This window comes from Ramlibacter sp. (genome assembly GCF_035548915.1).
Lineage (GTDB): Bacteria > Pseudomonadota > Gammaproteobacteria > Burkholderiales > Burkholderiaceae_C > Ramlibacter.
This window is the reverse complement of the sequence record NZ_DASZSE010000013.1, coordinates 1-21,745: the sequence shown is the minus strand read 5'-3', so window position 1 is coordinate 21,745 and position 21,745 is coordinate 1. Positions and strand designations below refer to the sequence as shown.

Genomic DNA, 21,745 nt, shown 5'->3' with positions numbered 1-21,745 from the left:
CGACGTCACGTATTTGTCGGCCATGGCGCTCAGTTCAGCGGCCGTGGGATTGGCGATTTCTTTGCCCAATGCATATCTCCTGGATCGGGTGGGTCGGATGAATCTGGTGGGACAACTTTCCTTCCGGTTGCCTTCGGGCTTGTGGCCCGCGCCAACCGCGGTCGAGACTTTAGCGTGACATCGCGCACGCCGATAGTTACCTACCCGGGGTATATCCGGTGCTACTCGCGCGCACCACCGGACGGCGGCCGGACCGGCGTTCGTATCACCCCTCCTCCTCCTCCAGCATCGCCTTCACCAGCGGTATCGTCACCGCCCTCTGCGTCCTGAGCGCATAGGCATCCAGATGATCCAGGAGCTGCATGAGGCTGCCCAGATCGCGCGAAAAGCGTGTGAGGACGAAGTCCATCACGTCGTCGCCCAGGAAGATGCCGCGCGCGTCGGCCGCCTGGCGCAGCACGGCTCGCCGCTCGGGCTCGCTCGGCACATGCAGCTCGAACACATGGCCCCACCCGAGCCGCGTGCGCAAGTCCTCCCGCAGCTTCAGGTCGGCCGGCGGAAACATGCCCGCCGCCAGCACGCCGAGATGCAGCGTCTGCGCCTGCACGAACCAGTTGAAGGCCGCATGCTGCTGCACCGCCGTGTACAGATGCACGTCGTCCAGCAGCACGATCGCCCAGCGCTCGTCGAACTCCGGCGGCTCGGCCACCGCCGGATCGATCCAGCCCGCGGCCGCCCCCTGCTCCCGCAGCGCCTCGGCCACGGCACGCAAGAGATGCGTCTTGCCACTGCCGGGCGCGCCCCAGAGGTACGTGGGCACCGGGGAGCGCGTGGGACTGCCCGCCCAAAGTTCCAGGTGCCTGAGCGCGGCCTCGTTGGGGCCCGCGAAGAAACCGGCCAGGGTCGGCGCGCGTGCAAGACCGATGTCGAGCGCGAGCTGCTTCATCACGATTGATAGAGCCGGCTCGCCAGATAACCGTGGCGCACCCGCCGGATCGCGACGAGCAGCACAGCACTCGCCGGCAACGCGACCAGCACCCCCACGAAGCCCAGCACCTGCGCGAACGCAAGCAGCGCGAAGATCACGGCCAGCGGATGCAGGCCGATGCGCTCGCCCACGAGCCGCGGCGTGATGAAGAATCCCTCCACCACCTGCCCGCTGCCGTACACCACCGCGATCATGAGGAACGCCTCGCCCGGCGCGAACTGCAGCAGGCCCGCGAACGTGGCGAGCAGCAGACCGAAGCCGAACCCGAGGTAGGGCACGAACATCGCGAGTCCGGTGAAAACGCCGATCGGCAAGGCGAGATCGAGTCCGAAGAGGGCGAGCCCGGTGCTGTAGTAGACCGCCATCGTCGCCATCACGAGCAGTTGCCCGCGCAGATACTGTCCAAGCACCTGGTCGCATTCCGCGGTGAACGAATCCACGCCGGGCCGCGCGCGCGGCGGCACGAGTTCCAGCACCCGCGCCACGAAGGGCTTCCAGTCGAGCAGCAGGTAAAACAGCGCGACCGGCACGAGAAGCACGTTGCCGAGCACCGTGAGCGCGACACTGCCGCCGAGCTTGAGCGACGTCCAGAGCGAGGGAAACGCCGTCGACCAGTTGGCGTTGAGATAGCCCAGGAGGCGCTCCTTCATGCTCGCGAGGTCGAGCGAGACGCGAAAGCCGAACTGGTTCAGCCACGGCGCGACGGCGGCGTCGAGCCGGTCGAGAACCGTGGGTAGCTGCTGGCGAATGAGGGGCAGCTCCTTCGCGACGACCGGCACCACCAGCAGGAAGATGCAGGCGAGCGCGAACAGGAAGAGCAGTTCGACGACGAGGGCCGCGAGCGCCCGCGGCATCCGCCCGCGCCCGCTCGCGGCGAGCCGGTCCACGAGCGGCGTGAGCGCGTAGGCGAGCACCGCCGCGACGATGAAGGGCGTGAGGACAGGCCCGAGCGCACGCAGGACCAGGAACGCGAGCAATGCGATCGCCACCCAGGCGGCAGCGCGAATCTGGCTCGAAGTGAATGGCATCGCTCGGGTCGGTAAAATTCGGGCAAATTCTATCGGGCGCGCTGCGCGCCTCGACCACCCTCCTCGCCATGCCCAACCGCCCCCTCTCGTACAAGGATGCCGGCGTCGATATCGACGCCGGCGACGCGCTCGTCGAACGCATCAAGCCGCTCGCGAAGAAAACGCTGCGCGAGGGCGTGCTCGCAGGCATCGGCGGCTTCGGCGCGCTCTTCGAAGTGCCGAAACGCTACCGGGAACCCGTGCTCGTGAGCGGCACCGACGGTGTGGGAACGAAGCTCAAGCTCGCCTTCGAATGGGCCATGCACGACACCGTCGGCATCGACCTCGTCGCCATGAGCGTGAACGACGTGCTCGTGCAGGGCGCGGAGCCGCTTTTCTTTCTCGACTACTTCGCCTGCGGCAAGCTCGACGTGGACACCGCCGCTGCCGTCGTGGGCGGCATCGCGCGCGGCTGCGAGCTGAGCGGCTGCGCTCTCATCGGCGGCGAGACGGCCGAAATGCCCGGCATGTACCCCGAAGGCGAATACGATCTCGCGGGCTTCGCCGTGGGGGCCGTGGAGAAGTCGCGCATCCTCACGGGCGACAGCGTGAAGCCCGGCGACGCCGTGCTCGGGCTCGCCTCGAGCGGCGTGCATTCCAACGGCTTTTCGCTGGTTCGCAAGTGCATCGACCGCGCGAAGGACACGCTTCCCGCCACGCTCGACGGCAAGCCCTTTCGCGAAGCCGTGATGGCGCCCACGCGCCTTTACGTGAAGTCCGTGCTTGCCGCGCTCGCGCAGCACCCCATCAAGGCGCTTTCGCACATCACGGGCGGCGGCCTTCTCGAAAACATCCCCCGCGTGCTGCCCGAGGGCACCGCGGCGCACCTGCGCAAGGGCAGCTGGCCGCAGTCCGAGCTGTTCGCGTGGCTGCAGCGCACGGCGTCCATCGACGACCACGAGATGAACCGCACCTTCAACAACGGCATCGGCATGGTCGTCGTGGTGGACGCGGCGCATGCGCAGGCCACCGCGCGGACGCTGCGCGAAGAGGGCGAGACCGTGCACGAGATCGGTACCATCGCAGCGCGAGGCGACGGCGCCGCGGTGATCGTTGTCTGAGCGCAAGGAGACCTCATCCATGAAACCGTGTCTGATCGTCATCGACGTCCAGGAGTCCTTTCGCTCCCGGCCCTACTTCAGCGACCGCGACCTGCCCGCCTACCTCGCGGCGCAGAACGCGCTGATCGAGGCCGCGAAGAAGGCAGGCGTTCCCATCGTGCGAATCTTCCACGTGGACGGGCCGAAGACGCCCGCCAACGCGTTCGCCCTCGAGTCCGGCCAGGTGCGGCCGCTGGAGGGGCTCGCGCCGTTCGAAGCGGCGGCGACCTTCCACAAGAGCCGGCACAGCGCGCTCGTGGGCACCGGGCTCGAAGTCTGGCTGCACCAGCAGGGCATCGGCCGGCTCGTGGTGAGCGGCATCCGCACCGAGCAATGCTGCGAGACGACAGCGCGGCACGCGTCGGACCTCGGCTTCGAAGTCGACTACGTGCCCGAGGCCACGCACACGTTCGACATGAAGCTGGAAGACGGCTCGCCGTTCGCCGCCGCCGACATCAAGGCGCGCACGGTCGCCGTGCTCAAGGACCGCTTCGCTCGCATCTGTACCGTGGCCGAGGCGGTGGATCGGCTTTCGACGCCGGCGTGATGGGGTGAGTCGACCGCCCCGCGCCGGCCGTGGCGCCGCTACAAAACTCCTAGCGCGCGAGGCTTGTTTTGCTGGACTTGCGCCGGAGTTTGGCTCACACTGCAAGCTCGGTCCGAGGAGAGTCGGCATGCCGGTCATCGCAGTCGTGAATCGCAAAGGGGGCAGCGGCAAGAGCACGTTTGCCGCGCACGTGGCCGCCTGGTGCGCTCGCCGGGGCCATGCCGTGATGCTGGGCGACGTCGACCGCCAGCAGTCGAGCCGTGGGTGGCTGCGCCGCCGCTCGGTGGACCTTCCGCTCATTTCCCCCTGGACGCTCGACAACAAGAACATGCTGCGCGTGCCCACGGGCATCACGCATGCCGTGCTCGATACGCCCGGCGGGATTCACGGCTTCGAGCTCGCGCGGGTCGTGATGTTCGCGGACGCGATCGTCATCCCGGTGTGTCCTTCGGTATTCGACCGCGAGTCGGCCGCGCATTGCCATGCCGAACTCATGACGCTGCCGCGCGTGGCCCAGAAGCGGTGCCGGGTGGCAAGCGTCGGCATGCGTGTCGATGGACGCACGAATGCGGCGCAGACGCTCAGGCTGTGGTCCGAAGGGATCGGCGTCGAATACCTGGGGGCGCTGCGCGAAACGCAGCTTTACGTGCGCAGTCTCGAGCGCGGTCTCACGATCTTCGACCTGCCGGCGCACCAGGTGACGGCCGACCTGGCGCAGTGGGAACCCATCGTGCAATGGTTCCAGCCGATCCTGGAGCCGCCGCAGGCGGCGAACGATCCTGCGCAGGCCAAGCCGGTCGTGGCGCGCGCGCATGCGCCGCGGCCGCAGAACCTGATGCCCGCGCAGGACGCGCTGATCGCGGGTGCGCGCCTGTCGGTGCTGAGCGGGGCGAAGACGCTTTCCAGCGGGCGCGGCCAGCCGACGCTCGCGCGGGCGGAAGCGCCGGGGGAATCGCGCGGCTTGCCGCAGTTCCTGAAGCGGTAGGCGGCCCTCACCCCAACCCTCTCCCGCAGGGAGAGGGAGCAAAAGCGGGCTTCTACCGCGCGGGCGCCTGGACTAGTGCCGTTCCCGCCTCAACCCCGCCACCCGGTCCGCGATCGCATCGATGTCGAGCGCGTCCTGCGCATGCACGAGGTACGTTTCGAGATCATCCACCGCCCTCGACGTATGCCCCTGCTCGGCATGCGCGAGCCCCCGGTCGCGATATTCCGACCAGGCATCCGGCAGAAGCACGAGCAGACGATCCTGCACCGCGATCAGCCGCTGCCAATCCTCCTGTGCGCGATGCACTTCCTTCAGGTTGCGCAGCATCCGCGCGATGATGTCGCGCGGCGGCGCCGCCTGCAGGTAAAGACCCAGCGGAACTTCGAACTCGTCCACGAGGCCGCTGCTGCGCTTGTAAGGCTCGAGCCGCTCCGCAAGTTCCTCGCGCGAGAGCGACGTGCCCGTGAACGGATCGATCACGACCTGCCCTTTCGGCAGGTTGACCTTCACCATGAAATGCCCGGGAAAGCACACGCCGCGCGCATGCAGCCCGATGCCCTGCGCGAGCTCCATCCACAACACCGCGAGCGAGATCTGGATGCCGCGCCGCGTGCGAAGCACCACGTTCAGGTAGCTGTTGTCCGGGTCGCAGTAGTCGTTGACGTTGCCCCCGAAACTGAGGTCCCGGAAGAAGAACTGGTTCAGGCTGCGCAGGCGCTGCAGCGCCGGCGCGTCGGCGGGGATGCGGCGCCTCAGGCGCGCGAGGAGCTGGTCCACATCGCCCAGCACCTGCTGCAAATCGAGATCGGGGTATTCGTCCTGCGCGATGCTCGCCGCGGCTTCCAGCAGCGGAAACTGCTCGTCGCTATGCACGAGCGAGCTGAAGTATTCGAGCGCGGTGGGCGCGCAATACGCGGAGGCCATGGTGATTTTGTAGTGGACGAGCTTGCGGGCGTCAAGCGCCCGCCTCAATGCGTGAGGAAATGCCGCAGACGCACGCCGGCGATCCTGAGGGCCGCGAAGTAGATCACGGCCGCCGCCGCCAGCATCGCGGCCATCGTCGCGACGCGATGCAGCGGTTCATGGCGCCAAGCGACCCAGGGGAATGCCTGCGATGCCCACACGAGGAAGGCGGCAAGCAGCGCGGTCGCCGCCGCCACCTGCAGCAGGAAGCGCGCCCATCCCGGCGCGGGGCGATAGCTGCCGCGGCGCATGAGCCCGAAGAGCAGCCAGGACGCGTTAATGAGCGCGCCGATGCCGATCGACAGCGCGAGCGCCGCGTGCCCCAGATCGTAACGGCGCGCGAGCGGCACGAGCAAGAGGTTCAGCAGTTGCGTGATCACGAGCACCGACACGGCGATGCGCACCGGCGTGCGCATGTCCTGCTCTGCGTAGAAGCCGGGCGCGAGCACCTTGATCCCCACGAGCCCAAGCAGGCCCAGCCCGTAGCCGGCGAGCGCGGCCGACACCTGGTCCACATCGAAATCGCGGAAGGCGCCGTAGTGAAAGAGTGTGGCGACCAGCGGCTTCGCGAACACGAGCAAGGCCGCGGCCGCGGGAACGGCAAGCAGCACGACGAGCCGCAAGCCCCAGTCGAGCATGCCGGAATAGCGATCCGGGTCCTGGGCGGCGCGCGCGGCCGCGAGCTGCGGCATCAGCACGACGCCGAGCGCGACTCCGAGCATCGCCGTCGGAAACTCCATCAGCCGGTCGGCATAGAAGAGCCAGGTGACGCTGCCCGCCGCGAGGTGCGAGGCGATCTGCGTGTTGATGAGTAGCGAGAGCTGCGCCACGCTCACGCCCAGAAGCGCCGGCGCCATCATGCTCGTCACGTGGCGCACGCCGGGGTCGTGCCACGCGTCGCGCAGGCGCCGCCACGTGAGCCCGATGCGCGGCATGAGATGCAGGCGACCGAGCGCGGGCGCCTGCACCGCGAGTTGCAGCACGCCTCCCGCCATCACGCCCACCGCCATCGCGTAGATCGGCTCGATCCCCCAGGAGCGAAAGAGCGGGGCGCCGAGCCACGCGGCCGCGATCATGCACAGGTTCAGCAGCACGGGCGTGAACGCCGAGACGGCGAAGCGCTTCCACGTGTTGAGGATGCCCGCGGCGAGCGCCACGAGCGACATGCAGCCGATGTAGGGGAACATCCAGCGCGTCATCGTCACCGCGGCGTCGAAGCTGCGCGCGTCTTTCTGCAGGCCGCTCGCGAGCGCCCAGACGAGCAGCGGAGCAGCGATCACGCCCACGACGCATGTGAGGGCGAGCGCCCAGGTGAGCACGGTAGCCACGCTGTCGATCAGACGGTGGGTGGCGGCGTCGCCCTCGGTTTCCTTCGAATGCGCGAGCGTCGGCACGAAGGCCTGGCTGAATGCGCCTTCGGCAAAGAGGCGCCTGAAGAGGTTGGGGATGCGGAAGGCGACGTTGAATGCGTCGGTGAGGCCGGTGGCACCGAAGATCGCCGCCATCAGCAAGTCGCGTACGAGGCCGGTGATGCGGGACGCGAGTGTCAGCAAGGACACCGTCGAGGCGGCTTTGAACAAACTCATGCAGCCCGCGAGTTTATAGTGCGCGGCATGCACGAGACCGGCGGGGGATCGTGGCGTGCCTCACCCTCGCCACGGCGGTGCCCGGCGACCGGTGCCGGGCGGCAGCGGCTATAATGGAAAGCTTTGCTGCGCAACATCCTCAGACACTCAAGGAATCCCTCCCATGGCCTCTGGAAAGCCGAAGAAAAAGAACCCCCGACTCGCGTCGGGCCGCAAGCGCGCACGCCAGGACGTGAAGCTCAATGCTCAGAACACGTCCTTGCGCTCCAAATACCGCACCGCGGTGAAGAACGTCGAGAAGGCGGTTGCCGCGGGCGACAAGACCAAGGCGACGGAACTCTTCGCCAAGGCGCAGTCGATCGTGGACACGGTGGCCGACAAGGGCATCTTCCACAAGAACAAGGCCGCTCGCGACAAGAGCCGTCTTTCGGCCAAGGTCAAGTCCCTGGCCGCAGCAGCCTGATCGGATAGATCGGGTCAGCCCGGAAGCTCGCGCGAGCTTCCGCCGTTTGAACCGGGTGCGCTGTGCAGCAAAGTGAAAAACCGCCTTCGGGCGGTTTTTTCATTTCGGTTCCACATGCGGGAAACCGGCTTCTTTCACTCTGCGGCCCTCTGCGTCCTCTGCGCCTCTGCGTTGAAAACGTCGCGGCCCAAAACCCCCTTACTCCGCCTTCAGCTCCGCCATCTGCAGCTCGTTGTCCTTCGCGAAGTTGATGACGAAGTCCCACGCCATCGGCTCGGCATGGCGCAAGGCGCTGTTCACGACCACGCACTTCACGCCGTTGATCACGGTCGGCACGCACCAGGGCGAATAGCTGAGATGGCTCCCGGGCAGCGCGCCGCCGGGGCGGAAGGGGCTCATCACGCCGGCCAGCCGCTCGGCCCAGTCGCTCGGCCGAAAGACCCGCCCGTCCCGGGTGATGCCCTGGATGAAGACTTCCTTTGCGGTATCGGCACTCATATGTTGCGCTGCAGCAAGCATTCTAGCGAAGCGCGATCATGCGCCACCGGGATGTCACGCAGCTGTCGCGGCTCATGAGTGTGATGCGCAAATCTCAACCCGGCGCGCGAGATCGTGTGCCTAAAATCGGCTCTCGACGGCTCACCCGGGCGCTTCGCCGGGTGGAGCCGATTTCATTTTCGCCAGAAGGATCACGACGATGTCCGCCATCGAGGCTTCCTCGCCCCACACCATGAACACCTACGGGCGCCTGCCGATCGCGCTGTCGCACGGCCAGGGCGCCTACGTCTGGGACGTGAACGGCAAGCGCTACCTCGACGCGCTCGCCGGCATCGCGGTGAACACGCTCGGCCACAACCACCCGAAGTTCGTGCCCGCGATCCAGGACCAGGTCGCGAAGATCATCCACAGCTGCAACTACTACCACGTGCCCAACCAGGAGAAGCTCGCGGCCAAGCTCGTGGAACTCTCGGGCATGACGAACGCCTTCTTCTGCTCCACGGGGCTGGAGGCGAACGAGGCCGCGATCAAGCTCGCGCGCAAGTACGGGCACGACCGCGGCATCGAGCGGCCGCAGATCGTCGTCTACGAGAAAGCCTTCCACGGCCGCAGCATCGCCACGCTCTCGGCCACCGGCAACGAGAAGGTGCAGAAGGGCTTCGGCCCGCTCGTGGAGGGCTTCATCCGCGTGCCGCTCAACGACATCGATGCGCTGAAGCAGGCGACGGAAGGCAACCGCGATGTCGTCGCGGTGTTCTTCGAAACCATCCAGGGCGAAGGCGGCATCAACCCGATGCGCACCGAGTACCTGCGGCAAGTAAGGAAGCTCTGCGACGACCGGCAGTGGCTCCTCATGATCGACGAGGTGCAATGCGGCATGGGCCGCACCGGCAAATGGTTCGCGCACCAGTGGGCGGGCATCGTGCCGGACGTGATGCCGCTCGCGAAGGGCCTCGGCTCGGGCGTGCCGGTGGGCGCGGTTCTCGCGGGGCCGCGGGCCGCGGACATCTTCCAGCCCGGCAACCATGGCACGACCTTCGGCGGCAATCCGCTTGCGATGCGCGCGGGCATCGAGACGATCCGCATCATGGAGGAAGACGGACTGCTCGAGAACGCGGCGCGCGTCGGCGCCCGCCTGAGGGACTCGCTGGCGCGCGAGTTCTCGGGCCTCGCGGGCGTGAAGGAGATCCGCGGCCAGGGATTGATGCTCGGCATCGAGCTCGCGAGGAACTGCACGGTCCTCACGCAACGCGCGGCCGACGCGGGCCTTCTCATCAGCGTCACGGCCGACAACGTCGTGCGGCTGCTGCCGCCGCTCATCCTCACGGAGAGCGAGGCCGACGAGATCGTCGCCCTGCTCGCGCCGCTCGTGAAGGCGTTCCTTTCCGAGTAAGCACGATGGCGATCCGGCACTTCCTGCAATTCAGCGACTTCACGGCCGAGGAGCACGACTGGGTGTTCCAGCGCGCGGCGGCCATCAAGAAGAAATTCAAGAACTACGAGAGATACCAGCCGCTTGCGGACCGCACGCTCGCGATGATCTTCGAGAAGGCCTCCACGCGCACGCGCGTGAGCTTCGAAGCCGGCATGTACCAGATGGGCGGCTCGGTCGTGAATCTCACGACGGGCGATTCGCAGCTCGGACGCGCGGAGCCGATCGAGGACACCGCGCGCGTGATCAGCCGCATGGTGGACCTCGTGATGATCCGCACCTTCGGGCAGGAGCGCATCGATACGTTCGCCAGGTATTCGCGCGTGCCGGTGATCAACGGCCTCACGAACGAATTCCATCCGTGCCAGATCCTCGCGGACATCTTCACCTACATCGAACACCGCGGGTCGATCAAGGGGCGCGTGGTCGCATGGGTCGGCGACGGCAACAACATGGCCAACACCTGGCTGCAGGCCGCGGAGCTGCTCGGCTTCACGGTGCACGTGAGCACGCCCACGGGCTACGAAGTCGACCAGGCCATCGCCGGCATCCGCAGCAACGACAGCTACAAGGTCTTCAAGGACCCGATGGAAGCCTGCCGCGGCGCGGACCTCGTCACCACCGACGTGTGGACCAGCATGGGCTTCGAGGCGGAGAACGAGGAACGCCGCAAGGCCTTCGCCGACTGGTGCGTGGATGCGGAGATGATGCGCGCAGCCAAGCCCGACGCGCTCTTCATGCATTGCCTGCCCGCGCACCGCGGCGAGGAAGTCGAAGCCGACGTGATCGACGGCCCGCAATCGGTGGTGTGGGACGAGGCGGAAAACCGGATGCATGTGCAAAAGGCGCTGATGGAGTTTCTGGTGCTGGGCCGGGTGGGCTGAAGTCACGCGGCGCCTCCGTACCGCCCGCCACCCGCGGGCGCGGCCATCTTGCCGAGCTTGATGAGCCGCTGCTCGATGCCGAAGCGCGTCCGCCCGAGCTTGTCCGCGAGTGCCTTCAGGTCGGTGCCTTCGTCGAAGGCCGCCTGCAGTTGCGCGTCGTCTTCCGAAGACCAGGGTTTGCCGGCATTCACCGGCGGCGCGGCACGCACGCGCACGGGCACGGGGACGGGAGCGGGCTTGGGTACCTTCAACAAGCCTTCTTCGAGCGCCTGCGAGACCGTGAACAACGCGCGAATGACTGGCGGCGCGTTGTAGGGACTGTCTTCGGGCATCACTTCGCCTGTCACGGGATGGACGCCCTGCGCGAGCGTATCGATGATCTGGCGTGCTGCGTGCAGCTCCATGGTGTCTTCCTCCTTGAGTTGAACTGTATCCATATACAGTGATGCAACCAACGCACGAGGCGCTGCGGCGGTTGACGGCGAAGACAGGCCGGTGTCCGCGTGCCCGCAAATGCTTTAAGCTTCAACTAAATGAAGCGACTCTGGGACATCTCGCCGGCCGTGCACGCCGGCTCGCCGGTCTTTCCGGGCGACACGCCCTATGCGCAGCACTGGAACGCGAGGATCGCGCCTGGATGTCCGGTCAACGTGAGCAGCATCACGCTGAGCCCGCACTTCGGCGCGCACGCGGATGCGCCGCTGCACTATGGCGACGAAGGCCGGGCCATCGGCGAAGTCGATCTCGCGCCGTACCTGGGTCTTTGCCGCGTGATTCATGCGATCGGCATCGGCCCTCTCATCGAATGGCATCACATCGCGCGCGCAACGCAAGACCTGCCGCCGCGTGTTCTCGTGCGCACTTACGAGAAATCCCCCACCCTGTGGGACCCGTATCTCGCCGCGTTCGCGAGCACGACCGTCGAACGGCTCGCGGACCTCGGCGTGCGCCTCATCGGCATCGACACCGCGAGCATCGATCCCGCCGAAAGCAAGGATTTGCCGAGCCACCAGGTGATCCGGGAGCGCGACCTGCGCGTGCTGGAGAACCTCGTGCTCGACGAGGTCCCCGAAGGAGACTACGAACTGATCGCCCTGCCCCTCAAACTCACGACCGCCGACGCTTCGCCCGTGCGCGCGGTGCTGCGAAGCCCATGACGACTCTGCAAGACTGCCGCGCGCTCGACGCGCGCGACCCGTTGCGGCCGCTGCGCGACCTCTTCGTCCTGCCGCCGGAGGTGATCTATCTGGACGGCAACTCCCTCGGGCCGCTGCCTCGCGCCGCGCAGGAACGCGTGGCGCGCACGGTGACCGAGGAATGGGGGCACGGCCTGATCCGCTCCTGGAACAGCGCGGGCTGGTACGAGATGCCGCGCACGCTCGGCGACCGCATTGCAACGCTCATCGGCGCGCGCGCCGGCGAGTGCGTCGCCACCGACAGCACTTCCGTCAACCTCTTCAAGGTGCTGAGTGCCGCCTGCGCGATCGCGAAGCACGAGCGGCCGGACGCCAAGGTGATCCTCAGCGAACGCACCAACTTCCCGACCGACCTCTACATCGCGCAGACCTTCTGCCGCGAACACGGCATGCGGCTCGTGCTCGCCGAGTCCGACGCGCTCTCCGAGCGGCTGGACGATCAGGTCGCCGTTCTCATGCTCACGCACGTGAACTACCGCACGGGCGCGATGCACGACATGCGCGAACTCACGCGGCGTGCGCATCGCGCAGGCGCGCTGGCGATCTGGGACCTGTGCCACAGCGCGGGCGCGGTCCCCATCGACCTGCACGCGGCCGATGCCGATTTCGCGATCGGCTGCGGCTACAAGTACCTGAACGGCGGACCGGGCGCGCCCGCGTTCCTCTGGGTGCACCCGCGTCATGCGGATCGATTCGAGCAGCCGCTTTCCGGTTGGTGGAGTCACGCGGCGCCGTTCGAATTCACCTCCGGCTACCGGCCCGCCCAGGGCATCGCGCGCTATCTGTGCGGCACGCAGCCGATCCTTTCGATGGTCGCGCTCGAGTGCGGGCTCGACACGCTGCGCGCGGCCGATCGATTCGGAGGCATGCAAGCGCTGCGCGCGAAGTCGCTCGCGCTCACCGATCTTTTCATCGCCCTGGTGGAACAGCGCTGCGCGGGGCATGGGCTTGCGCTCGTCACGCCGCGCGACCACGCCGTGCGCGGATCGCAGGTGTGCCTGGCCCGCGAAGAAGGCGCCTATGCGATCGTGCAGGCGCTGATCGCGCGCGGCGTCATCGGCGACTTCCGCGCGCCCGACATCCTGCGCTTCGGCTTCACACCGCTCCACCTGGGGTATGAGGACGTGTGGAACGCGGTGGAGCACCTGTGCCAGGTGCTCGGTTCGGGCGAATGGCGCGGAGACGAATTCAACCGCAGGAACGCGGTGACATGAAAGGCGACATGACCGACGCGCGCAAGCCCGAAGACATCGTGCGCGAGGAGCGCGCGCAGCTCGACTTCAGCCGCTCCATGAGCTACGGCGACTACCTGCAGCTCGACACGATCCTCGACGCGCAGCGCCCGCTTTCGCCCGCGCCGGACGAACTGCTCTTCATCATCCAGCACCAGACGAGCGAACTCTGGATGAAGCTCATGCTGCACGAGCTCGCGGGCGCGATCGCCGCGATCGCGCGCGACCAGCTCGCGCCCGCGTTCAAGATGCTCGCGCGCGTCTCGCGCATCCTCGAGCAGCTCGTGCACGCGTGGGACGTGCTCGCGACGATGACGCCGCCGGAATACAGCGCGATACGCCCCTATCTCGGCCAATCGAGCGGCTTCCAGAGCTGGCAATACCGCTCGATCGAGTTTCGCCTCGGCAACAAGAATGCCGCGATGCTGAAGCCCCACGAGCACAGCGCCGAGCGGCTGCAACAGGTGCGCGACGCGTTCGGTTCGCCGTCGCTCTACGACGAGGCGCTGCGCCTTCTCGCGCGACGCGGCTTCGCGATTCCCGTGGATCGCCTGCAGCGCGACTGGACGCAGCCGTACACGGAGAGTGCCGAAGTGGAACAGGCCTGGCTCGCGATCTACCGCGATCCCGAGCGGCACTGGGACCTCTACCAGCTCGGCGAGGAACTGACCGATCTCGAAGATGCGTTCCGTCTCTGGCGCTTCCGGCACGTGACGACGGTGGAGCGCATCATCGGCTTCAAGCGCGGCACGGGCGGCACCGGCGGCGTTTCGTACTTGCGAAGGATGCTGGACGTCGTGCTGTTTCCGGAGATCTGGCGGCTGCGGACCGACCTCTGATCGGGCATCGCGGAGCGCTCAGCGCTTCTGCCCGTAAAGCCACGGCACGTCGAGCAGCCTCGAGCCCATCACGCGCATCGACAAGTCGCGCGCGGCACGCATCGGGCCTTCCAGATGGAAGATTCGCCCATTGCGCAGCGACCGCGCCTGCACGCGCGCGCAACGCGCCCACCTGTGCAGCGCATAGCGCTGCAACGCCGCGGGCAGGTCCCTCGCGACGTCGCCCTCGCTCTGAAGCACGCGCTGCAATTCGCGCGCGTCCTCCACAGCCATGCCCGCGCCTTGCGCGAGGTAGGGAAGCATCGGATGCGCGGCATCGCCCAGCAACGCAACGCGGCCGGCCGCCATCTCGCCGGGGCCGCGCAGCACCGGGCGGTCGTGCAGCACCCAGAAGCGCCAGTTCGCCACCGCGCCGAGCAGGTCGCGCAAGGGCGTGCACACCGCTCGCGTGGACGCATAGAGGTCCGCCGCGATCGCCGCGTGGTCCCAGCTGCGCGGATCGCGCTCGATGCATCCTTCCACCACGCACACGACATTCAGCCAGTCGCCCGCGCGCACGGGATAACTCACGACGTGCAGGCCCGCGCCGAGCCATGCGGTGACTTCGGTGCTGCGCGAGGCTGCCGGCAATTCCGTCTGGCGCACGACGGCACGGTAGGCCAGATGACCCGTGGCGCGCGGCGGTGTGTCCGCAGGCACGACGAGCTGCCGCGTGCTGCTCCAGAGGCCATCCGCACCGATCAGCGCATCGGCATCGAAGTTGCCGCCCGCGGCGACGTGCACGCCGTGTTCGTCCTGCGCGGCCTGCGTCACGCGCGCGCCATTGCGCAGCGTCGCGCCCGCTTCCCGCGCGGCTTGCAACAGTGCGGTCTGCAGATCGGCGCGGTGCACGGTGAGGTAAGGCGCGCCGTAGCGCGACTCGAAGCCGGCACCGAGCGCGAGCGCCGCGAGTTCGCGGCCATCGTCGGCGCCGCGCGCGCGCAATCTGCCGGGCCGCGCGACACTCGCGGCGAGCTCGCCTTCGAGCAGCCCCCATTCGCGCAGGATGGCCGTGACGTTCGGCCCCATCTGGATGCCCGCGCCCACCTCCGAGAAGAATTCGGCCTGCTCGAACAGTGCCACTTCGCAGCCCGCGCGACGGCCGGCGAACGCCGCCGCGAGGCCGCCGATGCCTCCGCCCGCGATCGCAAGCCGCGCCTTCAATCGCCTTCAATCGCCTTCTCGCGCCTCATGCCTTCACGCAGCGAGAAGCTGCCGCAGCACGAATGGCAGGATGCCGCCGTGGCGGTAATACTCCACTTCGATCGGCGTGTCGATGCGCAGCGTAAGCGCGATCTCGTCGCGCTGTCCGTCGCCGCGCGTGATCACGAGCTTCGCCTCGCTCTGCGGACGCAGGTCGGGGTCGGGGAAGACGTCCACGAACTCCGAGCCGTCGAGCCGCAGCGACTGCCACGTGTCGCTGCCGTTGAACTGCAGCGGCAGCACGCCCATGCCCACGAGGTTGCTGCGGTGAATGCGCTCGAAGCTGCGCGCGATGACGGCCTTGATGCCCAGGAGCTGCGTCCCCTTGGCCGCCCAGTCGCGCGAGGAGCCCGTGCCGTATTCCTCGCCCGCGAAGATCACGGTCGAGCGGCCCGCGGCGATGTACTTCATCGCCGCGTCGTAGATGAACATCTGCTGCGCGTGGCCGGTGTCGTCGCGGTGGATCGTGAGTCCGCCCTCCACGCGCGAGCCGTCGGCGAGCGCCGGGATCATCAGGTTCTTGATGCGCACATTGGCGAACGTGCCGCGCATCATCACCTCATGGTTGCCGCGGCGCGCGCCGTAGCTGTTGAAGTCCGGCTTGAGCACGCCCTTGCCCACGAGGTACTGCCCGGCGGGCGACGATTCCTTGATCGATCCCGCGGGCGAGATGTGGTCGGTCGTGATCGAATCGCCGAAGAGCGCCATGATGCGCGCGTTGCGGACCGAGAAACGTTGCCCGTCGTCGTTCGCCGCGACGGCCGGCTGCAACGCGAAGCCCTCGAAGAAAGGGGGCTCCGCGATGTAAGTGCTGGTCGGCCAGTCGTAGGTCTGGCCCGCGACGCCCTGGATGCCGGTCCAGAGTTCGCCCGGCTCGCTCTTCACCTTCGAGTAGTTCGCGCGATACGCCTTCGCGTTCATCGCGTCCTTCATGAGCTTGTGGATCTCCTTGCTGGAAGGCCAGATGTCGCCGAGGTAGACGTCCTTGCCGCCGTGGCCGCGCCCCACCGGCTCGGTCATGAGGTCCTTCAGCACGGTGCCCGCGATCGCATAGGCCACCACGAGCGGCGGACTCGCGAGGAAGTTGGCCTTGATGTTGGGATGGATGCGCGCTTCGAAGTTGCGGTTGCCCGAGAGCACGGCCGCGCAGACGAGGTCGCTCTGCGTGATCGCTTCGTTGATCTCCGCCGTGAGATCGCCCGAGTTGCCGATGCACGTCGTGCAGCCGTAGCCCACCAGCGAGAAGCCGAGCTGCGCGAGGTAGGGCAGCAGCCCGGTCTTGTCGAGGTACTCGGTCACGATGCGCGAGCCCGGTGCCAGCGACGTCTTGATGTGCGGCTTCACGCGCAGGCCCTTTTCCACCGCCTTCTTCGCAAGCAGCCCGGCCGCGAGCAGCACGCCCGGGTTGGACGTGTTCGTGCAGCTCGTGATCGCCGCGATCAGCACGTCGCCGTTGCCGATCGTGATGTTCTCCGCATGCACTTCGGGCGGCTCGATCGCCCCGTGCGCGGCGGGCAGCGTCGGCTTGTTCGCCTCCATCTCCATCTCGAAGCGCGGCGCGGCGAGCGGCGTCGGCGGGCTGTCGGGCGCGCCTGTCTTCGTGGTCTCCTCATCACCCATCTTCAGCAGATGGCGCGTCTGCAGCAGCTCGGCCGGCTGGTTGAAGCCGTTCTGCGTCCCCGGCTTCGAGAAAAGCGAACGGAACGACTGCGCGACACTGCCGATCTCGATGCGGTCCTGCGGCCGCTTCGGCCCGGAAAGGCTCGGCGTGACGTCGCCCAGGTCGAGCTTCACGACTTCGGAATAGTCGATGTCTCCCGCCGCCGGAACGCCGAAGAGTTCCTGCGCCCGGAAGTACGCCTCGAACGCCTCGATCTGCTCGCGCGTGCGGCCCGTGCCCTGGAAGTATTCGAGCGTGTTCTCGTCCACCGGAAAGAAGCCCATCGTCGCGCCGTACTCGGGCGCCATGTTGCCGATGGTGGCGCGGTCCGGCACCGCGAGGCTGCGCGTGCCTTCGCCGAAGAATTCGACGAATTTGCCCACCACCTTGCGCTTGCGCAGGAGCTCGGTCACGGTGAGCACGAGATCGGTCGCGGTCACGCCTTCGCGCAGGCGTCCGGTGAGCTCGAAGCCCACCACGTCGGGCGTGAGGAAGTACACCGGCTGGCCGAGCATCGCCGCTTCGCCCTCGATGCCGCCCACGCCCCAGCCGACGACGCCGATGCCGTTGATCATCGTCGTGTGGCTGTCGGTCCCCACCAGCGTGTCCGGGTAGTGAATGCCGTCCGCGGTGCTGTGCACCCCTCGCGCGAGGTATTCGAGATTCACCTGGTGCACGATGCCGAAGCCCGGGGGCACGACGCCGAAGGTCCTGAACGCCTGCATGCCCCACTTCATGAACTGGTAGCGCTCGTGGTTGCGCTTGAACTCGAGCTTCATGTTGAGATCGAGCGAGTCCTTCGTGCCGTAGTGGTCCACCATCACCGAATGGTCGACGACGAGGTCCACGGGAACAAGCGGCTCGATTCGGCCGACGTCCTTGCCGAGACGCGCCGCCGCGCTGCGCATCGCAGCGAGATCGGCGAGCAGCGGAACGCCCGTGAAGTCCTGCAGGACCACGCGTGCGACGACGAAGGGGATTTCCGTCGTGCGGTCCGCGTTGGGAAACCAGTTGGCGAGCTGGCGCACGTGATCGGCCGTGATCTTCAGACCGTCGCAGTTGCGCAGGACCGATTCGAGCACGATGCGCATCGACACCGGCAGCCGTGCGATCTTGGGATACTGCTTCGCCAGCTCGGGCAGCGAGAAGTAGCGGCCGCTCGCGCCGGAGCGGGTCTTGAAGCTTTTCAGCGTGTTCGCGAATGGGTGGGACATGTGAGGGCAACCTCTTGTTCTGTCTGGTTTGCCGCATCATTGTGCGGCCACCGGCGCCGATTGCGGGGAGCTACGCGGGCGCGGGCAGGTAGCGCACGGCCAGGACGCCCTGGATGCCGCGAATCCGATCGAGCAGCGGCTCCGTCACGGCGCTGTCCACGTCCACCAGCGTGTAGGCCATGTCGCCGCGAGACTTGTTGACCATGTTGTGGATGTTGAGGCCCGCCTGCGCCATCGCGGTGGAGATCTGCCCCACCATGTTCGGCACGTTGGCATTCGCGATGGCCACGCGCCACGCCGATTCGCGCGCCATGCTCACCTGCGGGAAATTCACCGCGTTCGCGACGTTGCCGTGCTCGAGGAAGTCGCGCAGCTGATCGGCCGCCATCACGGCGCAGTTCTCTTCCGCTTCGCGCGTGGACGCTCCGAGGTGGGGCAGCGCGATCACCTTCGGGTGGCGCAGGATCGCCGCCGACGGGAAATCGCACACGTACCAGCCGAGCTGCCCGGCATCGAGCGCGGCAATCGCCGCTGCGTCCTCGACGATGCCCTCGCGCGAAAAGTTGAGCAGCACCGCGTTGGGTCGCATCAGGCGCACGTTCTCGCTGTTCACGAGGTGACGGGTTGCATCGAGCAGCGGCACGTGCAGCGAGACGAACTGCGAGCCCTTCAGCACGTCCGCGACGCTCGCGGCCTTCTTCACCTGCGAGGGCAGGCTCCATGCCGCATCGACCGTGATCTCCGGGTCGTAACCGGTCACGGTCATGCCGAGCTTGATGGCCGCATCGGCGACCAGGCATCCCACCTTGCCGAGCCCGATCACGCCGAGCGTCTGGCTCGCGAGCTCGAAGCCCGCGAAGGACTTCTTGCCGCCTTCCACGCGCTCGTCGAGCCGGGGATCCGCGGCGTCGAGTTCTTGCACGAAACCGAGGGCCGGCGCGAGGTTGCGCGCCGCCATCAGCATGCCGGCGAGCACGAGTTCCTTCACGGCGTTCGCGTTCGCGCCCGGCGCGTTGAAGACCGGCACGCCGCGCGCGCTCATCTCCTTCACCGGGATGTTGTTGGTGCCGGCGCCGGCACGCGCAATCGCGAGCACCGAAGGCGGGATCGCGAGTTTGTGCATGTCGGCCGAGCGCACGAGCACGGCGTCGGGCTCGGCGACGTCCTTGCCCGTGACGTAGGCGCCTTGCGGCAGGCGATCGAGACCCTGGCGCGAGATCTCGTTGAGCACCAGCACGCGCAGCGGCCTAGGCATGTTCGGCCTCGAAGTCCTTCATGTACGCGACGAGCGCCTTCACGCCTTCGATGGGCATCGCGTTGTAGATCGACGCGCGCATGCCGCCCACCGAACGGTGCCCCTTCAGCTGGATCATGCCGCGCGCCTGCGCGCCCTTCAGGAATTCCTCGTCGAGCGCGTCGTCCTCGAGCTTGAAGGGCACGTTCATGAGCGAGCGGTCCTCCTTCGCCACCGGGTTGCGGTAGAAGCTGCTCGCATCGAGGAAGTCGTAGAGCACTTTCGCCTTGGCGACGTTGTGCTCCTCCATCGCGGCGAGCCCGCCCATCGCCTTCACGTGCCGGCACACGAGCCCGGCGATGTAGATCGCGTAGGTCGGCGGCGTGTTGTACATCGAATCGGATTCGGCCTGCAGCTTGTAGTTGAAGGCCGAGGGGCAGACCGGCAGCGCGTGGCCGAGGAGGTCGTCGCGCACGATCACGATCGTCACGCCCGAGGGGCCCATGTTCTTCTGCGCTCCCGCGTAGATGAGGCCGTAGCGGCTCACGTCGATGCGGCGCGAAAGAATGTCGGAGGACATGTCCGCCACGAGCGGGACTGCTCCCGTGTCCGGCGTCCAGTGGAACTGCACGCCGCCGATGGTTTCGTTCGAGCAGATGTGCACGTAGGCGGCGCCCTCGTCGAGCTTCCATTCGGACTGTTTCGGAATGGCGGTGAAGCGCCCCGCTTCGCCCGACGCCGCGACGTTCACGGTGCCGTAGGTCTTCGCTTCCTTCATCGACTTCTTCGACCAGTCGCCGGTCACGACGTAGTCGGCGCGGCCGGTGCGCCCGATGAGGTTCAGGGGAACGATCGCGTTTTCGCCGATGGCGCCGCCTTGCATGAAGAGCACCTTGTAGTTGCCGGGGATGTCCAGCAGTTCCCGCAGCGTGGCTTCGGCCTCGGCGTGAATCGAGATGAATTCCTTGCCGCGGTGGCTCATTTCCATCACGGACATGCCCGTGCCGTGCCAGTCGAGCATCTCGTCGGCGGCCTGCCTGAGGACGGCTTCGGGCAAGGTCGCGGGACCGGGGCTGAAATTGAACACACGAGTCATGCAGGTTTCTCTTTCTCTTGGGAGGAGGGAGTGTGGGACGAAGGCAAACGCCAGCATACCAAGATGCGAAGGACTCACGAGGTGCGCGGGCTGATGACCCCGGAGGTCAAGGCGCCGATTTCACGGGCGCTCTACCATCGCGCGATGGAGACCCCTTCGCATGGGAAGGGCCGCGCGGCCGCGCGGCCTTTCGGCGACCACCTTCGCCAGTGGCGGCAGCGCCGGCGCATGAGCCAGCTCGACCTCGCGCACGAGGCCGACGTCTCGACCCGCCACCTGAGCTTCGTGGAAAACGGCCGCTCGGTGCCGAGCCGCGAGATGGTGCTCAGGCTGGCCGAACGCCTGGACGTGCCGCTGCGCGAACGCAACGCGATGCTGGTGGCCGCAGGGTACGCGCCCATGTATCGCGAGCGCCCGCTCGACGATCCGGCGCTCGCCGCGGCGCGCGAGGCCGTGGCGCTCATCCTGAAGCGCCACGAGCCCTTTCCCGCCCTTGCCATCGACCGCCGCTGGAACCTGGTCGCCGCCAACGACATGGTGGCGCATCTCCTCATGGCCGACGATCCCGCGCTGCTTGCGCCGCCCGTGAACGTGCTGCGGTTGAGCCTGCATCCGGGCGGCCTCGCGCCGCGCATCGTGAATCTCAGGCAGTGGCGCGAGCATCTGTTCGAGCGGCTTCGTCAGCAGCTGCACGCGACGGGCGATTCGTACCTCGCCGCGCTCTACGAGGAGTTGCATGCGTATCCGCTGCCGCCCGGCACGGACGACACGAAGCTCGAGGGTGAGCTGCTGGGCGTCGCGATGCCTCTGCGTTTTCGCATGCCGCAAGGCGTGCTCACGTTCATCGGCACGGTGACGGTCTTCGGCACGCCGCTGGACGTGACGCTGCAGGAGCTGGCCGTGGAGACTTTCTTCCCGGCGGACGCGCACTCCGAGCGAATGCTGCGCGAGCTGGCCGCCACGCCGCGCTGAAGCGCCTCGCGCGGCTGTCACACGCGCGTGACAGAAGAAGCCGCGGCCGAGGCGCGGACTGCCGGTGCGTCAGTGCGCACGGACATCGCGCGGCGAGAGGTACTGACGACACACCTGAGTCGTGCTTACCACTATCGAGCCATCGCAAACCGCGAACATCACGTGCGCAACGTGTGCGGCTGGCGAGCACGGGCGCTTGCGGCCGGCTGTGGCAGCGGCACGAGTTTTTCAATTCTCATAGGGAGCGAATTCATGAAAGCGAAGTTCGGCAAGTTCAGGATGACTCTGCTGGCCACCGCGATGGCTGGCGCGTTGGGCTTGGCCTGGGCGGCCCACTACGTGACCGCGCATCAGCACACGACCATTGGCGTGACCGATGACGGCGGTGGTGGTGGTGGTGGTGGTGGTGGCGGCGGCGGCGGCGGCGGCGGCGGCGGCGGCAGTGGCGGCGGCAGTGGCGGCGGCAGTGGCGGCGGCAGTGGCGCTGGCGCTGGCGCTGGTGGTGGCGCTGGTGGTGGCGCTGGTGGCGGCGGCTCGGCCGCACCTG

General features: G+C 67.5%; 20 protein-coding genes. 10 read left to right on the top strand and 10 right to left on the bottom strand.

Annotation, left to right across the window (positions count from 1 at the left end):
• Positions 1-265: 265 nt before the first annotated feature.
• Both hda and VHA82_RS03095 read right to left on the bottom strand, forming a co-directional pair.
• Positions 266-946 carry a DnaA regulatory inactivator Hda gene (hda, locus tag VHA82_RS03100; RefSeq protein ID WP_325540168.1) on the bottom strand — a complete coding sequence of 227 codons (681 nt, stop codon included), beginning with the start codon at positions 944-946 and terminating at the stop codon, positions 266-268.
• Positions 946-2,016, bottom strand: coding sequence for an AI-2E family transporter (locus VHA82_RS03095; protein ID WP_325540166.1), 1,071 nt, complete (start codon positions 2,014-2,016; stop codon positions 946-948). Before VHA82_RS03095 ends, hda begins: the two co-directional genes overlap by 1 nt.
• A gap of 68 nt (positions 2,017-2,084) precedes the next feature.
• On the opposite strand from VHA82_RS03095, the gene purM reads away from it, so the two are divergent.
• The 3 genes from purM (at position 2,085) to VHA82_RS03080 (ending at position 4,687) form a co-directional block, all read left to right on the top strand.
• The gene (gene purM / locus VHA82_RS03090) at positions 2,085-3,116 is read left to right on the top strand and encodes a phosphoribosylformylglycinamidine cyclo-ligase (protein ID WP_325540164.1); all 1,032 of its coding nucleotides are present in this window, start codon (positions 2,085-2,087) and stop codon (positions 3,114-3,116) included.
• 19 nt (positions 3,117-3,135) lie between these two features.
• A complete protein-coding gene (locus tag VHA82_RS03085; protein ID WP_325540162.1) occupies positions 3,136-3,702 on the top strand; it encodes a cysteine hydrolase family protein in 567 nt (188 codons plus the stop codon).
• Between the two features lie 127 nt (positions 3,703-3,829).
• Positions 3,830-4,687, top strand: a complete 858-nt coding sequence (locus VHA82_RS03080) for a ParA family protein (RefSeq protein ID WP_325540159.1) — start codon at positions 3,830-3,832, stop codon at positions 4,685-4,687.
• A 72-nt stretch (positions 4,688-4,759) separates the two neighbouring features.
• On the opposite strand, the gene VHA82_RS03075 is transcribed toward VHA82_RS03080, so the two are convergent.
• The gene (locus tag VHA82_RS03075) at positions 4,760-5,611 is read right to left on the bottom strand and encodes a SirB1 family protein (RefSeq protein WP_325540157.1); all 852 of its coding nucleotides are present in this window, start codon (positions 5,609-5,611) and stop codon (positions 4,760-4,762) included.
• Positions 5,612-5,655: 44 nt separating this feature from the next.
• Entirely contained in the window at positions 5,656-7,236 is a 1,581-nt protein-coding gene (gene murJ / locus VHA82_RS03070) for a murein biosynthesis integral membrane protein MurJ (RefSeq protein WP_325540155.1), read from the bottom strand.
• 163 nt (positions 7,237-7,399) lie between these two features.
• On the opposite strand from murJ, the gene rpsT reads away from it, so the two are divergent.
• Positions 7,400-7,699, top strand: a complete 300-nt coding sequence (gene rpsT, locus VHA82_RS03065; RefSeq protein ID WP_325540153.1) for a 30S ribosomal protein S20 — start codon at positions 7,400-7,402, stop codon at positions 7,697-7,699.
• A 198-nt stretch (positions 7,700-7,897) separates the two neighbouring features.
• On the opposite strand, the gene VHA82_RS03060 is transcribed toward rpsT, so the two are convergent.
• The gene (locus VHA82_RS03060) at positions 7,898-8,197 is read right to left on the bottom strand and encodes a DUF3579 domain-containing protein (RefSeq protein WP_325540151.1); all 300 of its coding nucleotides are present in this window, start codon (positions 8,195-8,197) and stop codon (positions 7,898-7,900) included.
• A 199-nt stretch (positions 8,198-8,396) separates the two neighbouring features.
• On the opposite strand from VHA82_RS03060, the gene VHA82_RS03055 reads away from it, so the two are divergent.
• Together VHA82_RS03055 and argF are read left to right on the top strand one after the other, a co-directional pair.
• Complete coding sequence (locus VHA82_RS03055) at positions 8,397-9,590, top strand: aspartate aminotransferase family protein (RefSeq protein ID WP_325540149.1); 1,194 nt, start codon at positions 8,397-8,399, stop codon at positions 9,588-9,590.
• A 5-nt stretch (positions 9,591-9,595) separates the two neighbouring features.
• Positions 9,596-10,513 carry an ornithine carbamoyltransferase gene (gene argF / locus VHA82_RS03050; protein WP_325540147.1) on the top strand — a complete coding sequence of 306 codons (918 nt, stop codon included), beginning with the start codon at positions 9,596-9,598 and terminating at the stop codon, positions 10,511-10,513.
• Positions 10,514-10,515: 2 nt separating this feature from the next.
• Here argF and VHA82_RS03045 read toward each other — a convergent pair whose 3' ends face one another.
• Positions 10,516-10,917 carry a hypothetical protein gene (locus VHA82_RS03045; protein ID WP_325540145.1) on the bottom strand — a complete coding sequence of 134 codons (402 nt, stop codon included), beginning with the start codon at positions 10,915-10,917 and terminating at the stop codon, positions 10,516-10,518.
• Positions 10,918-11,046: 129 nt separating this feature from the next.
• On the opposite strand from VHA82_RS03045, the gene kynB reads away from it, so the two are divergent.
• From kynB to kynA, 3 genes are read left to right on the top strand one after another with little or no spacing between them, the layout of a single operon-like run.
• On the top strand, positions 11,047-11,670 hold the full coding sequence (gene kynB / locus VHA82_RS03040; protein WP_325540143.1) for an arylformamidase: 624 nt from the start codon (positions 11,047-11,049) through the stop codon (positions 11,668-11,670).
• Complete coding sequence (kynU, locus tag VHA82_RS03035) at positions 11,667-12,923, top strand: kynureninase (RefSeq protein WP_325540141.1); 1,257 nt, start codon at positions 11,667-11,669, stop codon at positions 12,921-12,923. The genes kynB and kynU overlap by 4 nt, the downstream gene beginning before the upstream one ends.
• The gene (gene kynA / locus VHA82_RS03030; RefSeq protein ID WP_325540139.1) at positions 12,920-13,780 is read left to right on the top strand and encodes a tryptophan 2,3-dioxygenase; all 861 of its coding nucleotides are present in this window, start codon (positions 12,920-12,922) and stop codon (positions 13,778-13,780) included. The genes kynU and kynA overlap by 4 nt, the downstream gene beginning before the upstream one ends.
• 18 nt (positions 13,781-13,798) lie before the next feature.
• Here kynA and VHA82_RS03025 read toward each other — a convergent pair whose 3' ends face one another.
• From VHA82_RS03025 to serC, 4 genes are all read right to left on the bottom strand, one after another.
• Entirely contained in the window at positions 13,799-14,983 is a 1,185-nt protein-coding gene (locus VHA82_RS03025) for an FAD-dependent monooxygenase (RefSeq protein WP_325540137.1), read from the bottom strand.
• 33 nt (positions 14,984-15,016) lie between these two features.
• Complete coding sequence (locus VHA82_RS03020; RefSeq protein ID WP_325540135.1) at positions 15,017-17,896, bottom strand: aconitate hydratase; 2,880 nt, start codon at positions 17,894-17,896, stop codon at positions 15,017-15,019.
• 70 nt (positions 17,897-17,966) lie between these two features.
• The gene (locus VHA82_RS03015) at positions 17,967-19,151 is read right to left on the bottom strand and encodes a phosphoglycerate dehydrogenase (RefSeq protein WP_325540133.1); all 1,185 of its coding nucleotides are present in this window, start codon (positions 19,149-19,151) and stop codon (positions 17,967-17,969) included.
• On the bottom strand, positions 19,144-20,226 hold the full coding sequence (gene serC / locus VHA82_RS03010) for a 3-phosphoserine/phosphohydroxythreonine transaminase (protein ID WP_325540131.1): 1,083 nt from the start codon (positions 20,224-20,226) through the stop codon (positions 19,144-19,146). Before serC ends, VHA82_RS03015 begins: the two co-directional genes overlap by 8 nt.
• Before the next feature lie 144 nt (positions 20,227-20,370).
• On the opposite strand from serC, the gene VHA82_RS03005 reads away from it, so the two are divergent.
• Positions 20,371-21,198 (top strand): helix-turn-helix transcriptional regulator, encoded by an 828-nt coding sequence (locus tag VHA82_RS03005; protein WP_325540170.1) that lies wholly within the window; start codon positions 20,371-20,373, stop codon positions 21,196-21,198.
• Positions 21,199-21,745: the final 547 nt, after the last annotated feature.